This window comes from Rhodococcus sp. NPDC054953 (genome assembly GCF_053609225.1).
In genome coordinates this window covers 135,727-161,187 of sequence record NZ_JBSGXD010000006.1, presented here as the reverse complement: position 1 = coordinate 161,187, position 25,461 = coordinate 135,727, and the positions used below count along the sequence as shown (strand labels likewise).

Genomic DNA, 25,461 nt, shown 5'->3' with positions numbered 1-25,461 from the left:
GGGGACCCCACTGGACGCGGGAAACTGGGGAGGAGTCCCACTCGGGGGGGGGGAAACTCAGCGCACAGGCGCGCAGCGCAGCTAGACGATGCGGCGGGCCTTCATGCCGTCGAAGACCGGGCCGACCTTGACCACGTCGCCGGTCTGCGGGGCGTGCACCATCTGCCCGTTACCCATGTAGATGCCGACGTGGCCGGGGCCGCCGGACTGCCAGTTCCCGAACACCAGGTCGCCGGGGCGGGCGGCGTCCATCGGGATCTCGGTGCCGATGTTCCATTGCGTCTCCGAGGTCCGTGGCAGGGTGAGGGTGTCGCCGGTGGCCGAGTACATCGCGTACGACGTCAGGCCGGAGCAGTCGAAGCCGCCGCCGGAGGGGCCGTTGATGTTGCCGCCGCCCCACACGTACGGCAGGCCGAGGTACCGCAGCGCCGCCTCGACAACCCGGCCGCCGATGGTGCCGTCGGACCCGCTGAGCGGGGCCAGGATCGCCGCGAACACCGGCTCCGATTCCCGGATCTTCTTCACGTACGGCTTGGTCTGATGCTCGTAGTCGTATGCGCCGCTGGGCATTCCACCCGCACGTCGGACCGCCCCGATGCCCGCGTTGTATCCGGCGAGGGTCAGGTCCAGGGTGTCCCCCTCGACGAGGCCCTGCCGCTTCCACTCGTCGATCTGCCCGTACATGCTGCACAGCATGTTTCCGGACGCCATCACCGGGTCCGCGACGCCGAGGATGTCGACGGTGCCGTCTCCATCGGCGTCCTTGCCCCACGTCTCCCAGGTGCCCGGCATGAACTGGCCGGGGCCGCGGGCGCCGGTGCGGGACACCGGGGCGGTCGGGCCGTACCGGAACCCGTTCTCCGCGTTGTACAGCGCGGCGAGGATCGGCGCGCTGATGCCGTCGCAGATCTCGCCCGCCTTGGTGAACCAGGGCACGAACACGGCGATCGACCCGATCGGTGCGATGTTGCCGCCGGGGAACGCCGCGTCGAGCGAGGACACCGCGCGGGACAGGTCGCCGCCGAACGGGACACTCGAGACGTCGGCGCCGCGCGCGTCCGCACGGGGCGCCTGCGGGGCGATAACGGGCGGCGGGGGCGGCGCGGGAGCCGGCTCGGGTTCCGGGGCGGGGGCGGGGGGCGGCGGCGGGAGGTACGGGTCGAGGGCGTCGACGGCCGCGGTGGACGCGTCCTCGACGGCCTGCCGCGCCTGCCCCTGCATCGGTGCGGGCAGCAACCCGATCACGTCGTCGACCTGTTGACTCGCCGTTGGCGAGGTGGCCTGGAACGACTCGATGGCGGCCGTCGCCTGCTCCTTGACCGGGGCGGGCAGGTCGGCACCCTGCACCAATCCGCCCAGTGCCGTGGCAACGGCCACAATGACCGCCGATGGATCAACCGGCATTCGCATCCTCCCTACGTCGACCGAGGTGCATCGGCACCGCGGCCGCCCCCTGATCTGTGACTCGCATCACCGTATGGTGCACGGTGTGAGATCCGGCGCATTTCGAGCGAACTCTTAGACAGCCTTCAGATTGTCCGGAACGTGCGGTACCGGATACCCGGAATCGGCCGTCCGCGCGCGCCACGCCTACTCCTGGACCCTCGCGGTGAAGCCGGCGGACCGGATGGCGGCGAGGACGCCGTCGCGGTGCTCGCGACCCCGGGTCTCCACGGTCAGCAGGACCTCCACCTCATCGAGGCCGAGGTCGCGGCCGGTCCGCGCGTGCACGACGTCGACCACGCTCGCCCCGGTGCCGCCGACCACCGACAGCAGGCCCGCGAGACCACCGGGCCGGTCCGGGATCCGCACCCGCATCGCCAGGTAGCGGCCCGCGGCGCGCAGTCCGTGAGTGATGACGTGGGTGAGCAGCAGCGGGTCGATGTTGCCGCCGGACAGGATCGCGCACACCGGCCCGTCCAGGCGCGGACCATCGCCGCCGAGCGCCGCGACCGCGGCCGCCCCCGCGGGTTCGACGATCAGTTTCGCGCGCTCCATGCACAGCAGCAGCGCGTGGGAGAGCGCGTCCTCGCTGACGGTGGCGACCTCGTCGACGTACTCCGTCACGTGCGCGAACGGGACCTGCCCCGGCAACCCGACCGCAATCCCGTCCGCCATTGTCGACATCGACTGCGCGGCAACGGGTTCGCCGGCAGCGATGGATGCGGGCCAGGCCGCCGCCTGGTCGGCCTGCACCCCGACGATGCGGACGTCGGGGCGGGCCGAGCGGATCGCGGCCGCGACCCCGGCGAGCAACCCACCGCCGCCGGTGGGAACCAGCACCGTTCCGACGTCGGGGAAGTCGTCGAGGATCTCGAGGCCGACGGTCGCCTGCCCGGCGACGACGTCGGGGTGGTCGAACGGGTGGATCGGCACCGCACCCGTCTCCGCGGCGAAGTCGAACGCGGCCGACAGCGCCTCGTCGACGGTGTCTCCGCGCAGGTGCACGGTGGCACCGTAGGCACGGGTGGCTGCGAGTTTCGGGAGCGACGCGCCGACGGGCATGAAAACGGTCGCGGCGACGCCCAGTTGCCGCGCCGCCCACGCCACCCCCTGCGCATGATTACCCGCGCTCGCCGCGACCACCCCGGCCGCGCGGTCCTCGTCGGTGAGGTTCACCATCCGGTTGTAGGCGCCGCGGGGTTTGAACGACCCGGTGTGCTGGAGGTTCTCGCACTTGAGCCGCACCGGCCTGCCGGTCCGCTCGGTCAGCACCCGAGAGTCCAGCAGCGGGGTCCGGCGGATCACCGGGGAGAGGGCACGCTCCGCCGCCGCGATCCGGGCCGGCGTCACGAGCTGCACGCCGTCAGCCTAAGGCGGCGGCGCCGCTCGTGCGCGGCGTGCGGATCCGGCGGACCCGCGCGCCGCGCGGACGGGAGGCGTCAGCCGAGCGCCTGCTCGATGTCGGCGAGCAGGTCGGAGGCGTCCTCGATGCCGACGGACAGCCGCACCAGGTCGCCGGGAACCTCCAGTTCGGAGCCGGCGGTGGACGCGTGCGTCATCGCGCCAGGGTGTTCGATCAGCGACTCGACGCCGCCGAGCGACTCGGCGAGGGTGAAGATCGTCGTGCGGGAGCAGAAGTCGAGCGCGGCCTGCTGACCGCCCTTGAGCCGCACCGACACCATGCCGCCGAACCGGCGCATCTGCCGTGCCGCGACCGCGTGCCCCGGATGCGACGCCAGGCCCGGGTAGATCACCTTCTCCACCGCGGCATGCCCGGTGAGCAGGTCCACGATCTTCTCGGCGTTGTCGCTGTGCCGTTCCATTCGCAGCGCGAGGGTCTTGATGCCGCGCATCGTCAGGTAGGCGTCGAACGGTCCGGGCACCGCGCCAGCACCGTTCTGCAGGAACGCGAACTTGGTGTCGAGTTCCTCGTCGCTGGTCACCAACGCGCCGCCGACGACATCGGAATGCCCGCCCAGGTACTTCGTGGTCGAGTGCAGCACGACGTCCGCGCCGAGCGCGAGCGGCTGCTGCAGGTAGGGCGAGGCGAAGGTGTTGTCCACCACGATCTTCGCGCCCGCCTCGTGCGCGAGCGCGGACAGCGCCTCGATGTCGCCGATGTTCAGCAGCGGATTCGTCGGGGTCTCCACCCACACCAGCTTGGTGGTGGGGCGGATCGCCGCCCGGACGGCGTCGAGGTCGCCCATCGGCGCCGGGGTGTGCTCGATCCCCCACTCGGTGAACACCTTGTCGATCAGCCGGAACGTGCCGCCGTAGGCGTCGTTCGGGATCACCAGGTGGTCGCCGGGCCGCAGCACCGACCGCAGCAGGCAGTCGGTGGCGGCCATGCCGGACGAGAACGCCCGCCCGTGGCGTCCGCCCTCGATCGCGGCGAGGTTCGCCTCGAGCGGACGCCGGGTCGGGTTGCCGGTCCGCGCGTACTCGAAGCCGCCGCGCATGCCGCCGACGCCGTCCTGCGCGAACGTGGAGCTGGCGTAGATCGGCACGTTCACCGCACCGGTCTGCGGGTCCGGATCGAAGCCCGCGTGAATGGCCCTGGTGGAGAATCCCTGCTGCTGCTCGCTCATGGCGACAGCCTAGCGAGCCGGGCGTCAGGCGCCCGCGCTGAGGAAGCCGAGCAGGTCCTGCCGGGTGATGACGCCGACCGGCTTGCCGTCGTCGACGACCATCAGCGCGTCGGTGTCGCCGAGCGCCTTCGTCGCGGCGCTGACCGGCTCGCCGGAGCCGATCAGCGGGAACGCCGCGCTCATGTGCTTGGACACCGGGTCCGCGAGCTGCGCGCGGCCCTCGAACACCGCGGAGAGCAGTTCCCGCTCGGTGACGCTGCCCGCGACCTCGCCTGCCATCACCGGCGGCTCGGCCCCGACCACCGGCATCTGCGAGACGCCGTACTCGCGCAGGATCTCGATGGCGTCGCGCAGCGTCTCGGTCGGGTGGGTGTGCACCAGGTCGGGCAGCTCGCCGGACTTGCCGCGCAGCACATCCCCGACGGTCGGCTCCGCGGCCCTGCTGCCGTCGAGCGGGGTGCGGAGGAAGCCGTACGACGCCATCCACTTGTCGTTGAAGATCTTCGACAGGTACCCGCGGCCGCCGTCGGGCAGCAGCACCACGACCACCGCGTCCGGGTCCCGCTCGGCGACGCGCAGCGCCGCGACGACCGCCATGCCGCAGGATCCGCCGACCAGCAGGCCCTCCTCGCGGGCGAGGCGACGGGTCATGTCGAACGAGTCGGCGTCGGAGACGGCGATGATCTCGTCGGGGATGGACGGGTCGTAGGCGGTGGGCCAGAAGTCCTCGCCGACGCCCTCGACGAGGTAGGGCCTGCCGGTGCCGCCGGAGTACACCGAGCCCTCGGGGTCGGCGCCGATGACCTGCACCTTCCCGCCGGAGACCTCCTTGAGGTAGCGGCCGGTGCCGGTGATGGTGCCGCCGGTGCCGACGCCGGCGACGAAGTGGGTGATCTTGCCGTCGGTGTCGCGCCAGATCTCGGGGCCGGTGGTCTCGTAGTGGCTGTCCGGGCCGCCCGGGTTGGCGTACTGGTTCGGCTTCCAGGCGCCGGGGATCTCCTGCACCAGGCGGTCGGAGACGTTGTAGTAGCTGTCCGGGTGTTCCGGGGCGACCGCGGTCGGGCAGACCACGACCTCGGCGCCGTACGCCTTGAGCACGTTGCGCTTGTCCTCGCTGACCTTGTCCGGGCAGACGAACACGCACTTGTAGCCGCGCTGCTGCGCGACGAGCGCGAGGCCGATCCCGGTGTTGCCGGAGGTCGGTTCGACGATTGTGCCGCCCGGCTTCAGCTCCCCGGACGCCTCGGCCGCGTCGACCATCTTGACTGCGATCCGGTCCTTGGAGCTGCCGCCCGGGTTGAGGTACTCGATCTTCGCCGCCACCAGGCCGGAGCCGGGTGAGACCACCGAGTTCAGCTTCACCAGGGGGGTGTTTCCGATGAGGTCAACGACGTGATCCGCGATGCGCATGACCCCATCGTCCCAGAGTGCGCGGTGTCGGCAACAGCTGGTCCTCGGCCCGCTGACCGGACTGTGTGACATGCGCCCGATCGGGGCAACGTAACGTCATTCCCACACACCCGAGTTCGGATTCACCTGTTCGGATTCACCGCTGCACAGAAACGCAAGGAGTACTCATGCCCGAGGCTGTCATTGTCTCCGCCGTGCGCTCGCCGATCGGCCGCGCCGGTAAGGGATCGCTGAAGGACGTCCGTCCCGACGATCTGGCCGCGCAGATGGTCGCCGCCGCGCTGGCGAAGGTCCCCGAGCTCGACCCCGCCGAGATCGACGACCTGCTCATGGGCTGCGGTCAGCCGGGCGGCCAGTCCGGCTTCAACATCGGCCGCGTCACCGCCGTGAACCTGGGCTACGACTTCCTGCCCGGTGTGACCGTCAACCGCTACTGCTCCTCGTCGCTGCAGACCACCCGGATGGCGATGCACGCGATCCGCGCCGGTGAGGGCGACGTGTTCATCTCCGCCGGCGTCGAGTCGGTGTCCAGCTTCACCACCGGCAACGCCGACGGCTGGCCGAACACCAAGAACCCGAAGTACGCCGAGGCGATGGAGCGCTCCGCCAAGGAGGCCGAGGGCGGCATCGCGTGGTCCGACCCGCGCGAGAAGGGTCTGCTGCCCGACGTCTACCTGGGCATGGGCCAGACCGCCGAGAACGTCGCGTCGCTGACCGGCATCTCCCGCGAGGACCAGGACCGCTGGGGCGTCCGCAGCCAGAACCGCGCGGAGGAGGCGATCAACCGCGGCTTCTTCGCCAATGAGATCACCCCGGTCACCCTCGCGGACGGCACCGTCGTCTCCACCGACGACGGCCCGCGCGCCGGCACCAGCTACGAGAAGATCAGCCAGCTCAAGCCGGTCTTCCGCCCCGATGGCACCGTCACCGCCGGCAACGCCTGCCCGCTCAACGACGGCGCGGCCGCGCTGGTCATCATGTCCGACACCAAGGCGAAGGCCCTTGGCCTGACCCCGCTCGCGCGCATCGTCTCCACCGCCGCGACCGGCCTGTCCCCCGAGATCATGGGCCTGGGCCCGATCGAGGCGGTCAAGAAGGCCCTCGGCTACGCCAAGATGGGCGTCTCCGACATCGACCTGTTCGAGATCAACGAGGCGTTCGCGGTGCAGGTGCTCGGCTCGGCCCGCGCCCTCGACCTGGACGAGGACAAGATCAACGTCTCCGGTGGCGCGATCGCCCTCGGCCACCCGTTCGGCATGACCGGTGCCCGGATCACCAACACCCTGCTCAACAACCTGCGTGAGCAGGACAAGACCTTCGGCGTCGAGACCATGTGCGTCGGCGGCGGCCAGGGCATGGCGATGGTGCTCGAGCGCCTGAGCTGATTTTCGTTCCGCCGAACGGGCGGTTACCGGGCGGGCCTCTCGGCCGATGCCCCGGTAACCGCCCGTTCGGTGTCTGTGGACAGGTTCTCGAGTTGTCCACAGCCACGGCGCAGGGCTGTACGGCGGGTGCGGCGGACGGCACGGTGGGGCGATGGGGGTGTACGACTCACCGTTTCGCGGTTCGCGCGCGGTCGCGGCGCGGCAGCTGACCCAGCATCAGCTGCGTCACGACTGCACCCGCATCTACCGCGACGTCTACGTCGGCAACCGGGTGCCGGTCACCGCGGCGGTCCGTGCCCGCGCCGCCTGGCTGTTCGCCGGACCCAACTGCGTGCTGGCAGGGTTTTCGGCCGCCGCACTGCACGGCACCAAGTGGATCGACGACTGCACGCCAGCGGAGGTCGTCCGGCACGGGCACTGGAGAGCACCTGCCGGGATGCGCTGCCACGACTACCGACTGGACCCAGACGAGGTCACGGTGGTCGAGGGCGTGCCGGTCACCACCGCGGCTCGCACCGGGTTCGACCTCGGTCGGAGATTGCCTCGCATCGCCGCGATCACCGCGCTCGACGCGCTCTGCAACGCCACCGGCCTCGAACCCAAGCAGATCGCCGACGTCGCGGACCGGCACCCGGGTGCGCGGGGAGTGCGCAATCTTCGTCGACACCTCATCGACGTGGACGGGGGCGCTCAGTCGCCGCCGGAAACCCACACCCGGCTGGCCATGGTCGACGCGGGGCTGCCGCGGCCAGCAACGCAGATCCCCATCGCGGAGGACGACGGTTTCGTCTTCGCGCACTCCGATATCGGGTGGCCGCAGTGGCGCGTGCTGGTCGAGTACGACGGCGAGCACCACTGGACGGACCGCAGGCAGAGGGCCTGGGACATCGAGCGTCTGGCGCGGATCGAGGCGCTCGGCTGGACGGTGGTCCGCGTCGGCGCGGAACTGCTCTACAGGCGCCGCGCCGTGTTGGTGGAGCGGGTCACCGACGCCCTCCGCGGCGCCGGTGCGCCGGTGTAGCGCCGAACGGGCGGTTACCGGGACGGCCACTCGGCCGATACCCCAGCAACCGCCCGTTCAGTGCGGGCGCGCGTGTGCGTCGACGAGATTCTTGGCGTCGAGCAGGCCGAGGCCCGGATGCAGTTCACGTAGGGCCTTGACCGCGCGCACCGCCGACGGTGCCGAGGCCACCGCGTCCCGCACATCCTCGACGGGGACGGTGGCGGGGTCCACCCGCTCGGGTGCCGGTCCATTGCCACGCCCGCGCCAGATGACGACGGCAAAGGTCACCGATCCGACCAACGCGAACGCCCAAACCGCGAACGTGACCCAGTCCCACACCGACGCGTCGGACCGCACCCCCTGAACCGTGTCGGGCGCGGACAGGATCAGCCAGACGAACAGCAGCACCCAGTACCAGCGCTCCGCCTTCCGAGTCATGCCTCGATGATGCCTCCTGAGACACCGAACGGGCGGTTACCGGGACGGCCACTCGGCCGATGCCCCAGCAACCGCCCGTTCGGCGGGGTGCTGCTAGTCGTTGTTGAAGTAGCTCAGCAGTCGCAGGATCTCGACGTACAGCCACACCAGGGTGACGGTGAGGCCGAGGGCGACGCCCCACGCCGCCTTCTCCGGCGCCTGCGCGCGGATCAGCTGGTCGGCGGCGTCGAAGTCCAGCAGGAAGCTAAACGCGGCGATGCCGATGCAGACGAGGCTGAAGATGATCGCCATCGCGCCGCCGTCGCGCAGGCCCAGGCCGCCGTCCATGAAGAAGCTGGCGATCAGGTTGCCGAGCGAGAGCACCACGACACCGATCAGGGCGCCGACGATCATCCGGGTCAGCCGCGGGGTGACGCGGATGGCGCCGGTCTTGTAGACGACGAGCATGCCGAAGAACACGCCGAAGGTGCCGAGCACGGCCTGCGCGATCATCGTCGACGCGCTGACACCGGAGATCTGGAACGTCATCAGGAACGACAGTGCGCCGAGGAAGACGCCCTCGGCCGCTGCGTAGGCCAGCACGATCGCCGGGTTGTCCATCTTGTTGCCGAAGCTGGCGATCAGCACCAGTACCAGGCCGACGAGGCCGCCGACGATGACGAACGGCGCCGCCAGGTTGATGTTCTGGTTGACCAGCACGTAGGAGACGATCGCCGTGATGGTCAGCACGCCGAGCGTGATGCCGGTCTTGGTGACGACGTCGTCGATGGTCATGGCCCGCTGGGCGGGTCCGGTGGTGTAGGGCTCGGCCTGCGTGTACTGCGGCTGGCCGAACTGCTGGGTCATCTGCCCGGCGCCTGCCGCGGCAGAACCGAACGAGGCGTATCCGCCCTCCTGCTTCGGGAGGTTGCGGAACACCGGGTTGCTGGTGGTGCGCACCGTGCGTGTCCCTTCTTTCGATGGCCCGGATGGGCCGGTCGGGCCGGAATGACCCGACCTCACTACCTGGGTAACGACTAACGCCCGTCTGCGAGTTCCCCTCGGACGGACAATTCGGACTCTACCGTCCCGGACGCCGACTCATCGTGCCACCGACCGGGTAACGGTGAACTTGGGATTGCGTCCGATCTGTTCGGTTGGACCGACGGCGGACGCCAGCGCCGGGCGGTAGCCGAGGTGCGAGTTGAACACCGTCCACAGTTCCCCGCCGGGACGCAGGACCCGGGCGGCGGCCCGGAACATCGCCTGCGCGGCGCCGGTGTGCACGGCGGCACCGATATGGAACGGCGGATTGCACACGATCAGGTCGGCGGAGCGGGCGTCGAGGGTCGACATCGCGTCGTCACGCAGGCAGGTCACTCGCTCCCCCACCCCGTTGGCTGCGGCGGTCGCGGCGGCCGAGTCGACGGCCGCCGCGGACTGGTCGGTGGCGATGACCGCGAGCTCGGGCCGCAGCCGGGCGAGGCTGACCGCGAGGATCCCGGTGCCGCAGCCCAGATCGACGGCGGTCCGGGCAGTCGGGTCGGTGCGCGGCAGGACGTCGAGCAGGAACCGGGTGCCGAGGTCGAGCGTCGGCCCGGCGAAGGCGGCGCCGTGCGCGACGACGTCGAGACCCAACTCGGGAAGGTGTTCGCGCCGAGGGTAGCTCGCGGGGCCCGGGGTCGGTCCGGCGGCGACGAGGACACGAGACTTCTGCCGTCCGCGGGTCGCGTGCACCTCGGCGAAGGAGCCGGCCAGCACGTCGTTGAAGGTCCGGCCCATGTGCTTGTCGCGTCCGCCGCCGTAGACAACGACGGACGGATCCGCATACCGCGCAATGGTTTCGGCGATCTCGGCGAGCGCGGCCAGGCCACGCGGCAGTTGCAGAAGCACGACGGTCGCCCCCGCGAGCAGGTCCTCCCCCAGCCCGCACTGCCGGTAGCTGCCCGCCAGCCCGGCGCGCTCGGCGTTGCCCGCGAGGGCGAGCTCCCCGGTGAGCGGATCCTGATGCACCCGAACCTCGCTCGCACCGTAGCCGGCGACGGCGCCGAGGGTCAGCGCACCGTAGTGGTCCCCGATCACCGCAACCGTGCCCGACGCGGCCGCCGCGAGCGCGGCCGCGGCCTCGTCGAGGATCAGCCGGTCGGCGCCGTCAACGGCGTACAGGTTGGGCGCCTCGACGTCGGGGTGGCGACGCAGGGCGGCGAAGAGTTCCTCGGGGACCGGCACCCGACCAGTGTCTCAGGTGCTACGACACCCAGGTGACGACGGCGTCGAGGTCGGCGCGGCCGGTGCGGAACGCGTTCGCCGGATGCGTCAGGTCCGGATAGCCGAACGAGATGGCGCACAGCACGTTCCGGTCGTCGGGGATCTCGAAGAAGTCCCGCACGTAGGGTGCGCAGCCGGCGAGCGCCGCCTGCGGCACCGTCGCGACACCGAGGCTCTGCGCGGCGAGCAGGAAGGTGTTGACGTAGAGCCCGCAGTCGACGGCGGCGTAGGTGCCGAGGGCCGCGTCGGTGGTGATGATCGCGACGTGCGGGGCGCCGAAGAGGTCGAAGTTCCGCATCGTCTGGTCCGCGGAGGCCTGCCGGTCACCCGCGATACCCAGGCTCGAGTACAGCTGCAGCGCGCATTCCTTGCGGCGGTCCCGATACACGCCGTGGTAGCCGCTGGGGAACTCGATGTCGGGCGCCTGGCCCGCGACCCGCACCGCCTCGGCGAGCCCGCGGCGGAACCGGTCCGTCGCCTCACCGTCGGTGACGGCGACCTGCCACGGCTGGGTGTTGCACCACGACGGGGTGCGCTGGGCCATCGTGAGGATCTCGACGATCACGTCCTCGGGGACGGGATCGGGGAGGAACGCGCGGCAACTGTAGCGGGACGTGAGCAGTGCCGCGAGGGTGGCGGGCGCCACGGTGGTGTCGGTCACGAAATCGAATCCTCGACAGTCGAATTCCGGGCCTCGACGGCCCGGTCAGACGTTGCGGCCGTTGTTTCCCCAGGTCACCGAGACGCCGTTGTCGCGCAGCCAGCCCCCGGGGTCGACCTTATTGCCCTGCGGATCCCACACCTCGAAGTGCAGGTGCGGTCCGGTGGACTGGCCGCGGTTGCCGACGGTGGCGATCTGCTGGCCCGCGGCCACCTGCTGCCCGACCGCGACCTGGTAGTCGTTGATGTGTCCGTAGACGGTGATCGTGCGGTCGGCGTGCATCACCCGCACCCATAGCCCGAACCCGGATGCCTCGCCCGCGGAGATGACGGTGCCCGCCTCGGCGGCGAGGACCGGGGTTCCGATCGGGGCCGCGATGTCGAGGCCGCCGTGGTGCGCGCCCCAGCGGGATCCGAAGTCGGAGGTCAGCACCCCGTTGACCGGCTGAACGGCCCGCTTGGGCAGCGGGTTGGCCGAGCCGAAGTTCTGGTCCTGCGCCCACTGCTTCGCGGTCGCGAAGCCGGGGATGGCGTCCGCGGCGAAGTCGGGCACCTCGACGGTGGCGGGCACCTCGACGCCGACCGAGCGCAGGCCCGCGGTGACGTCGGCAGGGAGGGCGGGCATCTCGACCGTCGCGGCCGCCGCGGTCGCGCCGCCGAGCTGGGCACCGCCGACGAGGATCGCACCGGTCGCGGCGGCCACCGTCGCGGCCTTGACACCCGTTCCGTGACCTTGCGCGGGAACGCGGTGGCGACCCCGCACTGCATCGGGATCGACGGCGGCGAACGCCATCGTTCCCGGTCCTGAACTGCGATGATCTGCCACGGTCGGTACCCCATCCGTTTCTTTGGTCGGCGGCGAGCAGGTTCCTGCGCACCGTTTGTCCGCGTCCGAAGATAACAAGATGATCTCGGCCTCGTCCACCTTTACCGAAGCTTGATCAGGAACCCCAGGTGGGCACCACGCCGCGGTCACCGAGCCACGCGTTCGGGTTCAGCCGGTTGCCCGCCGCGTCCCACGCCTCGAAGTGCAGGTGCGGCCCGGTGGACTGGCCACGGTTGCCGACGGTGGCGATCTGCTGGCCCGCGGACACCCGCTGGCCGACGTGCACAAGGTAGGTGTCGACGTGGCCGTACACGGTGACGGTGCCGTCGTCGTGCCGGACCCGCACCCACTGCCCGAAACCGGCCGCCGGGCCAGCGGAGATCACCTCACCGTCGGCGGCGGACTGCACCGGGGTGCCGATCGGGGCTGCGATGTCGAGGCCGCCGTGGTGGGTGCCCCAGCGGGCGCCGTAGCCGGAGCTCAGCGATCCGGACACCGGCTGCACCGTGCGCGCCTTGAACGGGGCGGCGCTGCCCGGGTCGACCGATGCGAGCAGTCCGGCCGCCCAGTCCGCGGCCGGGCCTGCGGGGAGGTCGAGCACGGGAGCCTGCACGCCGGCGGGCAGCAGCCCGGCCGGGACCTCGAGCGGCTGCGCTGCCGCGGTGCCCGCCCCGAACTGGATGCCTGCGACGGCGATGGCGCCGGTCACGGCGGTGGCCGCCGCGAGAGTCAGGCGGCGGGTGAGCGGGTGAGAACGAGTAACCGTCCTGTGGGTGTTGGCCACAGTCATTTCCTTCACTGTCGTCGTGCCGCGGCGCGCGCATCCCCAAGCGCAACCGCGATCCCCCGGAACGCAGATGAAGGTAACGAAGTCATCTCGACACGTCGATCGTGACCAAATGTTTATCAAACTTTGATCTTGATGAGCCCTCAAGCCGAAACGCCCTGCTCAGCGGGTTTGCGAGTTTCGTACGGCGTAGCGTGACGTCACCCACACGTGGGCCGTTTCGCTGCGGATTCGGGCATGCACAGGGCACGAAAATGCCCCCGGTTCGCACCCGAGGATCGGGGCGCTGCCGGGGGCCGACGGTCGCCGAAACGACCGATGTCCGCCCCACCGACGGGTGGGACGGACATCGCGAGCGTGTACTAGGAGCCGAGGGCGTCCTTGACCAGGTTGGTCAGAACCTGCGAGAGAACGCCGACGAGGATGGTTTCCGCACTGCCCATGATTGCTCCTTTGATGCATGTTCGTACTGTCGGCGCCGACGCTACGGGACGGAAGCGCCCGACATGCCGGTTTCAACTGAACAATCGTCCAACCAGTCGACGCCGACGCGGTGCCCCCGGTCGGGCTCGAACCGACACTTGGCGGATTTTAAGTCCGCTGCCTCTGCCAATTGGGCTACGGGGGCGGGCGCCGGTGACGACTGTAGTGCGGTCAGAGGATCGAGAGCGCGATCCCGTCCAGGATGTCGTGCTCGCTGACGATCAGTTCGGTGATGCCCGCGCGGCGGGCGAGTTCCTCGCCGAGAACGTCCGCGACGATCGCGCCGCCGCCGATCACGTCGACGCGGCCGGGGTGGATGGTGGCGATCGCGGCCCGCTGCTCGTGGGTCCGGTGCAGCAGTGCCGCGTTCACCTCATGCAACCGGTCCAGCGACATCCGCGACAGGTGCACCCGCTCGGCGTCGTAGTGCGGCAGGTCCAGCGACACCGCGGCCAGCGTGGTCATGGTGCCCGCGACCCCCACCCAGGTGCGCGCCCGCTCGACGGGCACACGGGCGAAGGCCTCGCCGATCTTCACGGCGGCGAACTCCCGGGCCGCGGCGATCTGGTCGGCGGTCGGCGGGTCGTCGTGCAGGCAGCGTTCGGTCAGGCGGACGCACCCGATATCGGTGGAGTGCGCCGCGTGCACCCCGTCCGCGTCGCCGAGCACGACCTCGGTGGATCCGCCCCCCAGGTCGACGACGACGAACGGCCCCGCGGCCGCGTCGAGTTCGCCGACCGCACCGGCGAACGACAGCCGGGCCTCCTCGTCGCCGGTGATCACCTCGGCCTCGGATCCGGGGAGGACGGCGCCGAGCACCTCCCGCGTCAGCGCGAAGAAGTCCTCGCGGTTCGCGGCGTCGCGGGTAGCGGACGTCGCGACCATCCGGACCCTCGACGCCCCGGTCTCGCCGATCATGCCCGCGTACTCCTCGAGCGCGGCGCGGGTGCGCTCGAGCGCCTCGGGGGTGAACCGGCCGGTGGCGTCGACGCCCTGGCCGAGCCGATTGACGCGCATCTCCCGGACGACGTCGGTGAGCCGGCCGTGCTCGTCGGCGTCCGCGACGAGCAGGCGGATCGAGTTGGTTCCGCAGTCGATCGCGGCGACCCGCGTCATTCGGTATCCCCGGTGTTATCCCCTGTCGCCTCCGGCGTGATGTTCCCTGCCGCCTCCGGTGCGACGTACCGCGGCCAGTCCGCGGGAATGGCGGTGCCCCGCAACCCGGCGTCGGCGGCGAGGGCAACGGACTCGTCGCCGAACGGGTTCAGGCCAGGGCCCTTCGCCAGCGCATGCGCCATCAGCACGTGCAGGCACTTCACCCGATCCGGCATGCCTCCGCCGGTGAAATCCGTTCCGAGCGAATCGATCTGGTTTCGCTCCGCGAGGTACGAGTCGTGCGCACGCCGGTAGCCTGCCGCCAATTCCGGGTCGCGGGCGAGCCGCTCGGTCATCTCCCTCATCACCCCGGCCGATTCCTGGCGGCTGGCCTCCGCGGTCAGCCGCGGGTCGGTGAGGTAGTAGAGGGTGGGGAACGGGGTTCCGTCGGGCAGTCGCGGCGCGGTCTTGACGACGCCGGGGGTGCCGTCGGGTGCGCGGTACGCGATCGCGAGCACGCCGCGCGGCTCGCGACCGAGCTGCGCGGCGACGACATCCAGATCCGCCTTGGGCACGTTGTTCTCGGCAGGCTCGGTCACCCGGTGGGCCCTCCTTGATCCTGGGGAATGGTCATCGACCCGGCGCCGTCCTGGCTCGACGCGGGCGGTGCCGGCGGCGGCGCAGGAGGCGGCGTCGGGGTGGGTTGCGGTTCGACGATCGGACGCCACAGGTCGGTGTACCAGGGGTCGCCGTCGTGCTTGGGTTTGGTGAGATCCTCGACCGGCGGGGCGGTCGCGCCGGGCAGCTGCACCTGATACGGGGTCTCCCCCGGCATCACGTACTGCAACCGCTCACGGGCCTGCGCCCGCACATACGCCGGATCGTCGGCCTGCGCGCTGTCCCGGGTCAACTGGTCGACGTCCGCCTCAAGCTGTCTGCGTTGCTCGGCGACCTGCTCGGCCTCGCTGCGCTGCCCGAGGTAGGTGCGCAGCGGCACCGCGACGGTCAGCGCCACCACGCAGATCACCATCGCGAGGATCACCGCGCGGGCGGTGGACAGCCCCAGCACGGTCCGCTCGGGCTGCGGTGCGGTCGGGCGGCGGCGGGAACGCGCTCCGCCGACCGGCTTCTCGGTCGGCGACGGCGGCGTCGACTGGCCCGCCGCTCCGGTGGAGCCGGGCGCGGCAGGTCCGCTCGGCCGGGTCCGCGACGTCGAGCGTCGCGTCCCGTCCCCGTCGCGTTGACGACGGGGCTCACGGCCACCCGGGCTGCCGCCCGGTCGGGACCTGCCGCGCTGGCTCATGGTCGGTCAGCCGGTCAGGAGCCGAACGAGAACCGCGGGAACGCGAGCTCGCCTGCGTACCGGGCGGCGTCGCCGAGCGACTCCTCGATGCGCAGCAGCTGGTTGTACTTGGCGACCCGCTCGGAACGGGCCGGGGCACCGGTCTTGATCTGGCCGCTGCCGACGGCGACGGCGAGGTCGGCGATGGTGGTGTCCTCGGTCTCGCCGGACCGGTGGCTCATCATCGTCTTGTAGCCGTTGCGGTGCGCGAGGTCCACGGCGTCGAGGGTCTCGGTCAGCGTGCCGATCTGGTTGACCTTGACCAGCAGCGCGTTGGCCGCACCCTTCACGATGCCGTCCTCGAGACGCTCCGGGTTGGTGACGAACAGGTCGTCGCCGACGAGCTGGACCTTGTCCCCGATGGCCTCGGTGAGGGCGACCCAGCCCTCCCAGTCGTCCTCGCTGAGCGGGTCCTCGATCGAGACGAGGGGGTACTGGCCGAGCAGCTCGGCGTAGAAGGCGCCCATCTCGGCGGCCGTCCGGTTCTGGCCCTCGAACTTGTACCCGGTGCCGTCGGTGTAGAACTCGGTGGCTGCGACATCGAGCGCGAGCGCCACGTCGGTGCCCAGCTTGAGTCCGGTCTTGTCGACGGCCTCGCTGATCAGGTCGAGGGCGGCCTTGGTGCCCGCGACGTCGGGCGCGAAGCCGCCCTCGTCGCCGAGGCCGGTGGACAGGCCCTTGGCCTTGAGAACCGACTTGAGCGAGTGGTACACCTCGGTGCCCCAACGCAGCGACTCCTTGAAGGTGGCCGCCCCGACCGGCGCGACCATGAACTCCTGGACGTCGACGCCGGTGTCGGCGTGCGCGCCGCCGTTGAGGATGTTCATCATCGGCACCGGCAGGATGTGGGCGTTCGGGCCGCCGACGTAGCGGTACAGCTCGAGTCCCGAGGACTCGGCCGCGGCCCGCGCCACCGCGAGGGACGCACCGAGCAGGGCGTTGGCGCCGAGCCGCGACTTGTCGGGGGTGCCGTCCTCGTCGAGGAGGGCCTGGTCGACGGCGCGCTGCTCGCTGGCGTCGATGCCGATGATCGCAGGTGCGATGTCGCCGAGAACGGCCTCGACGGCCTTCTGGACACCCTTGCCGTTGTAGCGGTCGCCACCGTCGCGCAGTTCGACGGCCTCGTGCTCACCGGTCGACGCGCCGGACGGCACGGCGGCGCGGGCGAAGGTGCCGTCGTCGAGCAGCACCTCGACCTCGACCGTGGGGTTGCCTCGGGAATCGAGGATCTCGCGGGCTCCGACCTGCTCGATGATGGCCACGAATGGTTCTCCTAATAACGGCGTAGACGATGTCGGTACATAGTGCCAGGTCTGAGCCTAGGGCATGTCACGGCGCACTCCTGACCGCGTAAGTGTTGGCCCGGTCCCGCACATCGAGCAGGTACTGGCCGGACAGGTTGTACGCCATCAGCGCCTGCCGCCAGCCCGCCTCGCCGGTGAGGTCTCCGCCGCGGGCACACAGGTAGCGGCCCGCGGTGAGGGCCGCGTCGTCGATGTTGTCGGGGTCGACGACGCCGTCACCGTTCGCGTCGACACCCCAACGCACCCAGGTCTCCGGGATGAACTGCAACGGACCCATCGCCCGGTCGTGGACCGGGTCGCCGTCCATGACGCCGCCGTCGGTGTCGGGGATCTCGGCGACCCCGGGCCCACCGTCCAGGGGGATCCCGCGGATCGCGGGCGCGACGGTCCCGTCGGCGGCGACCCGCGCGCCACGGTGGGTGCCGTGCCTGCTCTCCACGCCCGCAATACCCGCGATCGTGGTCCAGGCGATGCCGCAGTCGGGGCGGGACCGGGCCATCACCGCCGCCGCGTACCCGTACGCCTCGAGGGCGGTGGCGGACACCCCGGTCTCCTCGGACAGTGCGGCCGCCCAGCCGGCGAGCTGGTCCGCGGTGCGCCCCGGCCCGTCGACGTCGATCGGCGGCAACGCCGCGCCGGGCAGCGGCGGGATGTTCTGCGGGATCGGCGGATCCTGTGCGCAGCCGCCGAGCAGGACGGCGACCGCGAGCGCGACACCGCCGACGGCAGCCGCTCGGGGCGGCACCGGTCGGCGCGTCACCACAGCGCGGACCAGGTGTCCGGCGTGAGCGCCCCCGGCACCGACCCCGACTCCCTGGCCGCCCGTTCCGTCGCCCGGACCCGCTCGGCGAACCCGAGCACCGCCCTGCGCAGGGCGTCCTCGGCGTTCTCCCCGGCGACGATCCGCACCACCCGAATGTCCTCGGGTATCAGGTCGGCGGGCAGCCCGGCCCGGGTGGCCCGGTCGATCACCTTCTCCGCCAACGCGAGTGCGGGCTGGGCCATCGCGATGCCGTCCAGGCAGGACGCCCGCGCCTTCTCCGCGGCCTTCGCGACCTCCCACGCGCGTTCCTGCTCGGCGACGTCGACGGGGCCGGTGTGCCCGTTGGTCAGGTGCGGGCTACGCCCCGACAGCTTCGCGACCAGGCCGCGGGCAACGTCGTCGACGGTGAACGGATCGGTGGCCGATTCCTGCGCGATCCGCGCGTGGAAGAGCACCTGCAGCAACAGGTCTCCGAGTTCCTCCCGCAATCCGACCGGGTCGCCCGCGTCGATCGCGTCGAGCAGCTCGTAGGTTTCCTCCAGCAGGTACCGGCGCAGCGAATCGTGCGTCTGGGTGACCTCCCAGCCGCCGAAGGACCAGAGCCGGTCCATCACCTCGGCGGCCTCGACCAGGCCGTCGCCCGGCCTGCCACCGGTCACGCCGACGCCCCGACCGGGACCGACACGTCGACGGCGCCGGCGGCCCGCCCGTCCATCGCGAGCAGGAAGTCGGCGATGTACTGCAGCAGCTGCACGTCCCGCACCCGATCCGACCCGACACCGCCGGTGCGCGGCAGCGGCATCTGCACCAGGCCGGTGGTGGCCCGGTATTGGGCGGCGGAGTACAGCCGCTTGAGCCGCAGCTGCTTGGAATCGGGCAGCTGCATCGGCGAGATCTTGAGCTGGGTTCCGGTGACGGCGACCTCCTCGATCCCGTACTCGCGGCACAGCAGTCGCAGCTTCGCGACCGACACCAGCCTGCCGACCTCCTCGGGCAGCGGCCCGTAGCGGTCGACGAGCTCGTCGATGACGGCGGTGATCTCGTCGTCGTTGCCGGCAGCGGCGAGCTTGCGGTACGCCTCGAGCCGCAGCCGGTCGCTGGTCACGTAGTCGGGTGGGATGTGCGCGTCGACCGGCAGGTCGATCCGCACCTCCTTCGGCGCCTCGTCGGTGGTGATCGGCTTGCCGTCCGCGACGGCGCGGTAGGCCTCGACCGCCTCCCCGACCAGGCGCACATACAGGTCGAAGCCGACCCCGGCGACGTGCCCGGACTGCTCGGCGCCCAACACGTTTCCGGCGCCGCGGATCTCGAGGTCCTTCATCGCGACGGCCATGCCCGCACCGAGGTCGGAGTTCTGCGAGATGGTGGCGAGCCGGTCGTAGGCGGTCTCGGTGAGCGGCTTCTCCGGCGGGTACAGGAAATAGGCGTAGCCGCGCTCCCTGCTGCGCCCGACGCGGCCGCGCAGCTGGTGCAGCTGGGACAGCCCGAGCGAGTCGGCGCGTTCCACGATGAGGGTGTTGGCGTTGGAAATGTCGAGCCCGGTCTCGATGATCGTGGTGCACACCAGGACATCGAACTCGCGCTCCCAGAAGCCCTGCACGGTCTTCTCCAGGGTCTCCTCGTTCATCTGGCCGTGCGCGACCACCACCCGCGCCTCCGGCACCAGCTCGCGAATCCGCTTGGCGGCCTTGTCGATCGAACTCACCCGGTTGTGCACGTAGAACACCTGGCCGTCGCGGAGCAGCTCGCGGCGGATCGCGGCGGCGACCTGCTTGTCGGCGTACGCGCCGACGTAGGTGAGGATCGGGTGCCGCTCCTCGGGCGGGGTGAGGATCGTCGACATCTCCCGGATCCCGGCCATGCTCATCTCCAGGGTGCGCGGGATCGGCGTCGCCGACATGGTGAGCACGTCGACGTGGGTGCGCAGCGCCTTGATGTGTTCCTTGTGTTCGACGCCGAACCGCTGTTCCTCGTCGACGATCACCAGCCCGAGATCCTTCCAGCGCACCCCGGTCTGCAGCAGCCGGTGGGTGCCGACGACGACGTCGACCTCGCCGTCGGCGAGCTGCGCGATGATCTCCTTGGACTCCCCCGCGTCGGTGAACCGGGACAGGCCCCGCACCTTCACCGGGAAGTTCGCCATCCGTTCGGCGAAGGTCTGCAGATGCTGCTGCGCGAGCAGGGTCGTCGGCACCAGCACCGCGACCTGCTTGCCGTCCTGCACGGCCTTGAACGCGGCACGCACGGCGACCTCAGTCTTGCCGTAGCCGACGTCACCGATGACCACCCGGTCCATCGGGACCGGCTTCTCCATGTCGGCCTTGACCTCGTCGATGACGGTCAACTGGTCGTGGGTTTCGGTGAACGCGAACGCGTCCTCCATCTCCTTCTGCCACGGGGTGTCCGGGCCGAACGCGTGCCCCGGCGCCGCCTGCCGCGCCGCGTACAGCTGCACCAGCTCGCCCGCGATCTCCCGGACCGCCTTGCGGGCCTTGCGTTTCGTGTTCTGCCAGTCGGATCCGCCGAGCTTGGACAGCGCGGGCAGCTCGCCGCCGACGTACCGCGAGAGCTGGTCGAGCGACTCCATCGGGACGAACAGCCGGTCGCCGGGGTGGCCGCGTTTGCTCGCCGCGTACTCGATCACCAGGTACTCGCGGCGGGCGCCGCCGACGGTGCGTTCGACCATCTCCACGAACCTGCCGATGCCGTGCTGGTCGTGGACGACCATGTCGCCCGCGGTCAGCGCCAGCGGGTCGACCTGGTTGCGGCGCTTGGGCGGCAGCTTCCTTCCGTCGCCGGCCGCGGCGACCCGGTTGCCGGTCAGGTCCGATTCGGAGACCAACACCAGACCGGCAGGCTCCGCTCCGGCGGGAAGGATCAGGCCGTTCTGCAGGGTGGCGCACAGCACCGACACCTGGCCGCGGGGCGGTTCGCCGCCGGGCGCGAGGTGAGCGGCGGGCACCTCCGCGTCCCCGAGTCGTTCCAGCGCGCGCTGCGCGGTGCCTGCCCCGGCGACCACGATCGCGGCCCGGCCACCGGTGCTGACGTGCGCCCGGAGCATCACGAACAGCTCGGCAAGCAGATCGTCGGAGCCGCGCACCTCCGGCGCCGCCTGCACGTCGAGGACCAGTTCGTCGGCACTGCCGGAGGCGAGCGGGCTGACCGTCCACCACGGTCTCCCCTGCGCGGTCGCGCTCGCATGCACCTGCCGCAGCGTCCGGTACGCCGACGCAGCAAGGGCGGCCCCTGACACCCCGACCCCGGAGGTGTCGAGCGTGGAGGTGTCCAGCGGTGCGGCCGCCCCGATCGACGCCGCGGTCCAGGACGCCTCGAGGAACTCCTGCCCGGTGCGGACCAGATCTGTTGCGCGGGTACGGATTTTCTCCGGATCGCAGAGCAGGACGTGGGTGCCCTCGGGCAATGCCTCGGTCAGCAGCACCAGCTCCCCGTTTTGCAGCACCGGCAGCAGCGCCTCCATGCCGTCGACGGGGATACCCGCGGACAGCTTGTCGAGCATCTCGACCAGTGCCGCGTCGGCCTGGTTGTCGCGTGCCAGGGCGGCCGCGCGGTCGCGGACCGTCTCGGTGAGCAGCAACTCGCGGCACGGCGGCGCGATCAGGGCGGCGACCTCGAGGTCCGGCAGGGACCGCTGGTCGGCCACCGAGAACGGCCGAAGCTCGGTCACCTCATCCCCCCAGAACTCCACCCGCACAGGATGATCCGCGGTCGGAGAGAAAATATCGAGGATGCCGCCACGGACCGCGAACTCGCCGCGCTTGCCGACCATGTCGACGCGGGTGTACGCCATCTCGACGAGCCGCGCGATCAGCTCGTCGAACGGGCTCTCGCTGCCGACCCGCAGGGTGACCGGTGCGATCTCGCCGAGGCCGGGTGCCATCGGCTGCACCAGCGAGCGGACGGTGGTGACGACCACCTTCAGCGGCGGCCCGTAGTCGGCGTTGTCCGGGTGCGCGAGCCTGCGCAGCACCTCGAGTCGACGTCCGACGGTGTCGGCACCCGGGGACAGCCGCTCGTGCGGCAGGGTCTCCCAGGACGGGAACTGCGCGACCGCGTCCCCGAGGATCTCCCGCAGCTCCGTGGTGAGATCGTCGGCTTCGCGTCCGGTGGCGGTGACGAGCAGCAGCTGACCGTGCTCGGCGATCGCGGACGCGAGGAAGGGCCGAACCGGGTTCGGCGCGACCAGCGCGAGCTCGGCGCGCCCGAGGGCATCCCGAACCGGGCCGAACGCGGCCCCGGCGAGCGCGACCCGGGCGATGCCCGCGAGCGGAAGATGCGGCTGCCCGGATTCCGGGCCCGCGGTGGACAGCGTCGATGGCATGTGGATGTGACCGCCCCTGGATCGCCGAACGAGGACCGGCCGCCGTGCCCGACGGCCCCGACCGATTCTAGGCCGGGCGCCCTGGCCCGGAGATCAGCGGTAGTGGACCTGCGTCGTCCGTGCCATCGAGGTGAGCATCTGCGGGAGCCGCATCAGCGCCCGCTGCTGCAGGATCTGCTGCTCCATCGGCGCGCTGAGGGTGTCGCGCCACAGCTGCGGCCGGTCCTCCTTGAGCGCCCGGTACTTCGGCAGCATCTGCTCGGTGATGTACGCCCAGCGGGCGTCCCGCTCGGACCAGTTGAATGCGGGCAGCGGGGTCTGCAGCCGCCACTGCGGTCCGGTGACCGGGCGGCCGGTGACGTCGCCCGCGGTCAGGGTCAGCGGGGCTGCCTCCCGCGGCGGGACCACCCCGGGGATCGCGGGATCGGCCGCGACGGTGGACAGGTAGGTCAGTGCCCGCCCGACCGGGCCGCGGTACGCGCGGGCGCGGTCCCACTGATCGCCGATCGACTGGTACTGCTCCCGGTACAGCAGCCGCTTGTTGCCCTCGACCACCAGGTCCGGGTCGCCGGTGGCGATGTCCCGCCACGCGCCGTACGCGTTCTCGTCGATCAGGCCGGCGTCGCGGTACTCGTCGATCGCGGTCATGCCTGCCGCGAGGTACGCCTCGTGCTGCGGGATCAGGTCCATGAAGATGTGCTTGCTCATCGCGATGACCTGCACCTGGAAGTGCGCGATGTCGTCGGCGGTGATGGTGCGGCCCACCTCGAACAGGGCCTGCAGGTCCTCGGGGAGGGTCGCCTTCGCGGGCGCAGCAGCGTCGTCGAGCGGCCGGACGATCGCGGCGACCGCGTCGGTGACGCCCCGCACACCGAGGACCACCCGGCCGAGGTCGACGTCCATGATCCCGGCCGCGAACGACGGCCCGGCCATGCCGCCCTGCCCGGTCCACAGGAAGTCCGCGTTCTCGAGTTGGAGTCGCTCGTAGTACCGGAAGGTGTTCGCCAGGTTCTGTTCGTTGGCGGCAAGGCCTCGGTTCGGGTCCCAGTTCGTCAGGTCCAGGCCCGCCTTGACGGTGGCGGTGGTCAGCCAGAACTGTTGCAGCAGTGCCGCGTACCGGGTCGGGTCGACGCCCGCCGCGCGGGCCCGGTCGAGCGCGGCACCGAGGACGGCAGGGTCGGTCGGTAGGTCCGGGGCGACGCCGCCGTTGCCTTCGGCGTCCGCGTTGGACAGCGGAACGTCGAGGTACGCGAGATCGTCGGCGAGGGCGACCGTAGGCGTCAGCAGCGCCGCGACGGCCACCAGCACCGTCGCGATCGCCGCCCTCACCGCCGCGCCTCCGCGAAGCGGCCGACGAACCAGTCCACGTTCTGCATGCCGAGCAGTTCGGTGCCGACCCGGTACGGGTTGGTGAGGATGTCGAACACGCCGCACACGCTCGGGTCGACGGTGACCTCGGTTCCGCCTGCCCGGTACGCGGCGACCAGGTTCTCGACGTCCGAGTACGGGACGAGGAAGTCGTCGCGGCAGGAGGTCATCAGCACCGGCGCCGCCGGCGCCCGCTGACCCATCCGGTTCTCGGCGTATGCCCTGGCGAAGACCGGGTTGTCCGCGGGACGGCCGTTCTCGTACAGCGCGCCGAGCGGAAGGAACGGCATGTACAGGTAGTTCTGCTGGCAGGTGTTGTTGAAGGCGTCGGCGACGAGCCTGCCGAGCGGGGTCAGTTCCCGGTCGAGGTCGATCTCCGGGTAGGTGGCGGCGTAGCTCAGCGAGTTCGCGAACACGAATCCGGCGCCGATGCCGCCGTCGGCGCTCCGCTCGAAGGTGGCGCTGTCGATGACCATCGCCTGCAGCACGGTGCCGACGACGTTCAGTTCCGGCGCGTAGCTGGCCTGCTTCTCGGCGGCGAACCCGGCGGCGACGCCGCCCCCCGCGATCCCGTACAGCCCGATCGGGGTGTCGGCGGCGAGGCCCGCGTCGGGCAGCGCAAGCGCGGCGCGCAGGCCGTCCAGGGTTGCGGCGCCCGCGAAGTTGCCGACCGCGAACCCGTTGGGTGCGGTGTCCCCGTCGTTGGCGGTGTCGCTCATCATCACGGCCCAGCCGTGCCCGAACATCTGCGCCACCGGGCCGAGCGCGGAGAACAGGGACGGGTCGCCCTGGTTGCCGCCCGTCCACTGGGTGCTCGGCATGCAGTTCGGGCCGAGGCTGTCGTTCGCCTCCGCGTATCCGACGAGCTTGCGTTCGCCGGCGGGGGTGCCGTCCTGCGGAATCATCAGGATGCCGGTGCTGACGGTCGGCGACCCGTCGAAGGCGGTGGTGACGTACATCAGCTGCCACGCCGACACGTGGCCGGGCTGCACACCGTAGACCTGGACCGTCGCGGGCCGGGCCCGCAGCAGGGTTCCCGGTGCGGCGTCACCGACCGGCGGGGCGTCGTACCAGGGGTCGTCGCTGGCCAGCCGCGGGTACCACTGCTGCGGCGGCGCGATGCCGCCGTCGGCGAGGGTGCTCAGCACGAACGGGTTGAACACCTTGTCGAGCGGCACCGGCTCGGACGCCGCCGAGGTGCCCGCCGAGACGACGAGGAGCGCGGCAGCGAGGGCGGTGCCGAGGAGTCCGGTCCTGGTGATCATGGCTGCTGTGTCGAACCGCTACACCTATTCGTTACAAACCGGTCGGTTCCCGTTCACTTCCCGAGCTGCGGATCCGCCTCCAGGTTCGTCAGGCCGTTCCAGCACAGGTTCACCAGGTGCGCGGCAACGGTCTCCTTCGGCGGTGTCCGCTCGTCGAGCCACCACGTCGCGGTCGTCGCGACCATGCCGACCAGGGCCTGCGCGTACAGCGTCGCCAACTCCGGATCGAACCCGCGACGGGAGAAGTCGCCTGCGAGAAGATGCCCGACCCGGGTGACGGCCTCGTTCAGCAGGCTCGAATAGGTGCCCTCCTCCGCCGACACCGGGGAATCCCGCACCAGGATCCGGAACCCCTCGGTGCGCTCCTCGACGTAGGTGAGCAGCGCCAGTGCCGCCCGCTCGACCCGCACCCGCGACCGGTTCTGCTCGAGGGAGCGGGTCACCATGTCCAGCAGCACCGACATCTCGCGGTCGACGACGACCGCGTAGAGCCCTTCCTTGCCACCGAAATGCTCGTAGACGACCGGCTTCGAGACGTTCGCGCGGGCGGAGATCTCCTCTATCGACGCGGCCTCGTAGCCGCGCTCGGCGAACACACTGCGGCCGATCTCGATCAGCTGCTCGCGGCGCTGCGTCCCGGTCATCCGGGTCCGGGGCGGCTTGTCGGCTGGGGGCTGCTTGTCGGCCGGGGCCTGCGGTGGTCGCGACATGGTGC

The 25,461-nt window shown here is 71.1% G+C and carries 22 protein-coding genes and 1 tRNA gene; 2 read left to right on the top strand and 21 right to left on the bottom strand.

What is annotated here, in order from left to right:
• Window positions 1-81: 81 nt before the first annotated feature.
• The 4 genes from ACWF62_RS06805 to ACWF62_RS06790 form a co-directional block, all read right to left on the bottom strand.
• A complete protein-coding gene (locus ACWF62_RS06805; RefSeq protein ID WP_452629690.1) occupies window positions 82-1,404 on the bottom strand; it encodes a C40 family peptidase in 1,323 nt (440 codons plus the stop codon).
• A gap of 186 nt (window positions 1,405-1,590) precedes the next feature.
• On the bottom strand, window positions 1,591-2,793 hold the full coding sequence (gene ilvA / locus ACWF62_RS06800; RefSeq protein ID WP_378506033.1) for a threonine ammonia-lyase: 1,203 nt from the start codon (window positions 2,791-2,793) through the stop codon (window positions 1,591-1,593).
• Window positions 2,794-2,882: 89 nt separating this feature from the next.
• Window positions 2,883-4,031 (bottom strand): cystathionine gamma-synthase, encoded by a 1,149-nt coding sequence (locus ACWF62_RS06795; protein WP_378505705.1) that lies wholly within the window; start codon window positions 4,029-4,031, stop codon window positions 2,883-2,885.
• 24 nt (window positions 4,032-4,055) lie between these two features.
• Window positions 4,056-5,441 carry a cystathionine beta-synthase gene (locus ACWF62_RS06790; protein ID WP_452629689.1) on the bottom strand — a complete coding sequence of 462 codons (1,386 nt, stop codon included), beginning with the start codon at window positions 5,439-5,441 and terminating at the stop codon, window positions 4,056-4,058.
• A 167-nt stretch (window positions 5,442-5,608) separates the two neighbouring features.
• Between ACWF62_RS06790 and ACWF62_RS06785 the strand changes: the two genes are divergently transcribed.
• Window positions 5,609-6,826 carry an acetyl-CoA C-acetyltransferase gene (locus ACWF62_RS06785; RefSeq protein ID WP_378569664.1) on the top strand — a complete coding sequence of 406 codons (1,218 nt, stop codon included), beginning with the start codon at window positions 5,609-5,611 and terminating at the stop codon, window positions 6,824-6,826.
• Between the two features lie 151 nt (window positions 6,827-6,977).
• A complete protein-coding gene (locus ACWF62_RS06780) occupies window positions 6,978-7,847 on the top strand; it encodes a hypothetical protein (protein ID WP_452629688.1) in 870 nt (289 codons plus the stop codon).
• A 57-nt stretch (window positions 7,848-7,904) separates the two neighbouring features.
• On the opposite strand, the gene ACWF62_RS06775 is transcribed toward ACWF62_RS06780, so the two are convergent.
• From ACWF62_RS06775 to ACWF62_RS06695, 17 genes are all read right to left on the bottom strand, one after another.
• On the bottom strand, window positions 7,905-8,267 hold the full coding sequence (locus ACWF62_RS06775) for a hypothetical protein (RefSeq protein WP_452629687.1): 363 nt from the start codon (window positions 8,265-8,267) through the stop codon (window positions 7,905-7,907).
• Between the two features lie 93 nt (window positions 8,268-8,360).
• Window positions 8,361-9,206, bottom strand: coding sequence for a Bax inhibitor-1/YccA family protein (locus ACWF62_RS06770; RefSeq protein ID WP_378505700.1), 846 nt, complete (start codon window positions 9,204-9,206; stop codon window positions 8,361-8,363).
• A gap of 141 nt (window positions 9,207-9,347) precedes the next feature.
• Window positions 9,348-10,475, bottom strand: a complete 1,128-nt coding sequence (locus tag ACWF62_RS06765; protein ID WP_378505699.1) for a class I SAM-dependent methyltransferase — start codon at window positions 10,473-10,475, stop codon at window positions 9,348-9,350.
• Window positions 10,476-10,494: 19 nt separating this feature from the next.
• The gene (locus ACWF62_RS06760; protein WP_452629686.1) at window positions 10,495-11,175 is read right to left on the bottom strand and encodes a nitroreductase; all 681 of its coding nucleotides are present in this window, start codon (window positions 11,173-11,175) and stop codon (window positions 10,495-10,497) included.
• Window positions 11,176-11,220: 45 nt separating this feature from the next.
• Entirely contained in the window at window positions 11,221-12,000 is a 780-nt protein-coding gene (locus ACWF62_RS06755; RefSeq protein WP_378505697.1) for a M23 family metallopeptidase, read from the bottom strand.
• Window positions 12,001-12,115: 115 nt separating this feature from the next.
• Window positions 12,116-12,790, bottom strand: coding sequence for a M23 family metallopeptidase (locus tag ACWF62_RS06750; protein ID WP_378505696.1), 675 nt, complete (start codon window positions 12,788-12,790; stop codon window positions 12,116-12,118).
• Window positions 12,791-13,341: 551 nt separating this feature from the next.
• Window positions 13,342-13,415, bottom strand: a tRNA-Leu gene (locus tag ACWF62_RS06745).
• Between the two features lie 26 nt (window positions 13,416-13,441).
• The gene (locus tag ACWF62_RS06740) at window positions 13,442-14,386 is read right to left on the bottom strand and encodes a Ppx/GppA phosphatase family protein (RefSeq protein ID WP_378505695.1); all 945 of its coding nucleotides are present in this window, start codon (window positions 14,384-14,386) and stop codon (window positions 13,442-13,444) included.
• Window positions 14,383-14,964 (bottom strand): DUF501 domain-containing protein, encoded by a 582-nt coding sequence (locus ACWF62_RS06735; RefSeq protein ID WP_378505694.1) that lies wholly within the window; start codon window positions 14,962-14,964, stop codon window positions 14,383-14,385. The genes ACWF62_RS06740 and ACWF62_RS06735 overlap by 4 nt, the downstream gene beginning before the upstream one ends.
• Window positions 14,961-15,668 (bottom strand): FtsB family cell division protein, encoded by a 708-nt coding sequence (locus ACWF62_RS06730; RefSeq protein WP_378505693.1) that lies wholly within the window; start codon window positions 15,666-15,668, stop codon window positions 14,961-14,963. The genes ACWF62_RS06735 and ACWF62_RS06730 overlap by 4 nt, the downstream gene beginning before the upstream one ends.
• Window positions 15,669-15,682: 14 nt before the next feature.
• Window positions 15,683-16,969: a phosphopyruvate hydratase gene (gene eno, locus ACWF62_RS06725; RefSeq protein WP_378505692.1), complete on the bottom strand. Its 1,287-nt coding sequence runs from the start codon at window positions 16,967-16,969 to the stop codon at window positions 15,683-15,685.
• Window positions 16,970-17,036: 67 nt separating this feature from the next.
• Window positions 17,037-17,756 (bottom strand): lytic transglycosylase domain-containing protein, encoded by a 720-nt coding sequence (locus ACWF62_RS06720; RefSeq protein ID WP_378569659.1) that lies wholly within the window; start codon window positions 17,754-17,756, stop codon window positions 17,037-17,039.
• 11 nt (window positions 17,757-17,767) lie between these two features.
• Window positions 17,768-18,433: a MazG family protein gene (locus ACWF62_RS06715; RefSeq protein WP_378505690.1), complete on the bottom strand. Its 666-nt coding sequence runs from the start codon at window positions 18,431-18,433 to the stop codon at window positions 17,768-17,770.
• Window positions 18,430-22,113, bottom strand: a complete 3,684-nt coding sequence (gene mfd / locus ACWF62_RS06710; RefSeq protein WP_378569658.1) for a transcription-repair coupling factor — start codon at window positions 22,111-22,113, stop codon at window positions 18,430-18,432. Before mfd ends, ACWF62_RS06715 begins: the two co-directional genes overlap by 4 nt.
• Window positions 22,114-22,206: 93 nt before the next feature.
• The gene (locus ACWF62_RS06705) at window positions 22,207-23,442 is read right to left on the bottom strand and encodes a Tat pathway signal protein (RefSeq protein WP_378505688.1); all 1,236 of its coding nucleotides are present in this window, start codon (window positions 23,440-23,442) and stop codon (window positions 22,207-22,209) included.
• The gene (locus ACWF62_RS06700; protein WP_378505687.1) at window positions 23,439-24,746 is read right to left on the bottom strand and encodes a lipase family protein; all 1,308 of its coding nucleotides are present in this window, start codon (window positions 24,744-24,746) and stop codon (window positions 23,439-23,441) included. The genes ACWF62_RS06705 and ACWF62_RS06700 overlap by 4 nt, the downstream gene beginning before the upstream one ends.
• Window positions 24,747-24,799: 53 nt before the next feature.
• The gene (locus tag ACWF62_RS06695) at window positions 24,800-25,390 is read right to left on the bottom strand and encodes a TetR/AcrR family transcriptional regulator (RefSeq protein WP_378506032.1); all 591 of its coding nucleotides are present in this window, start codon (window positions 25,388-25,390) and stop codon (window positions 24,800-24,802) included.
• Window positions 25,391-25,461 lie beyond the last annotated feature (71 nt).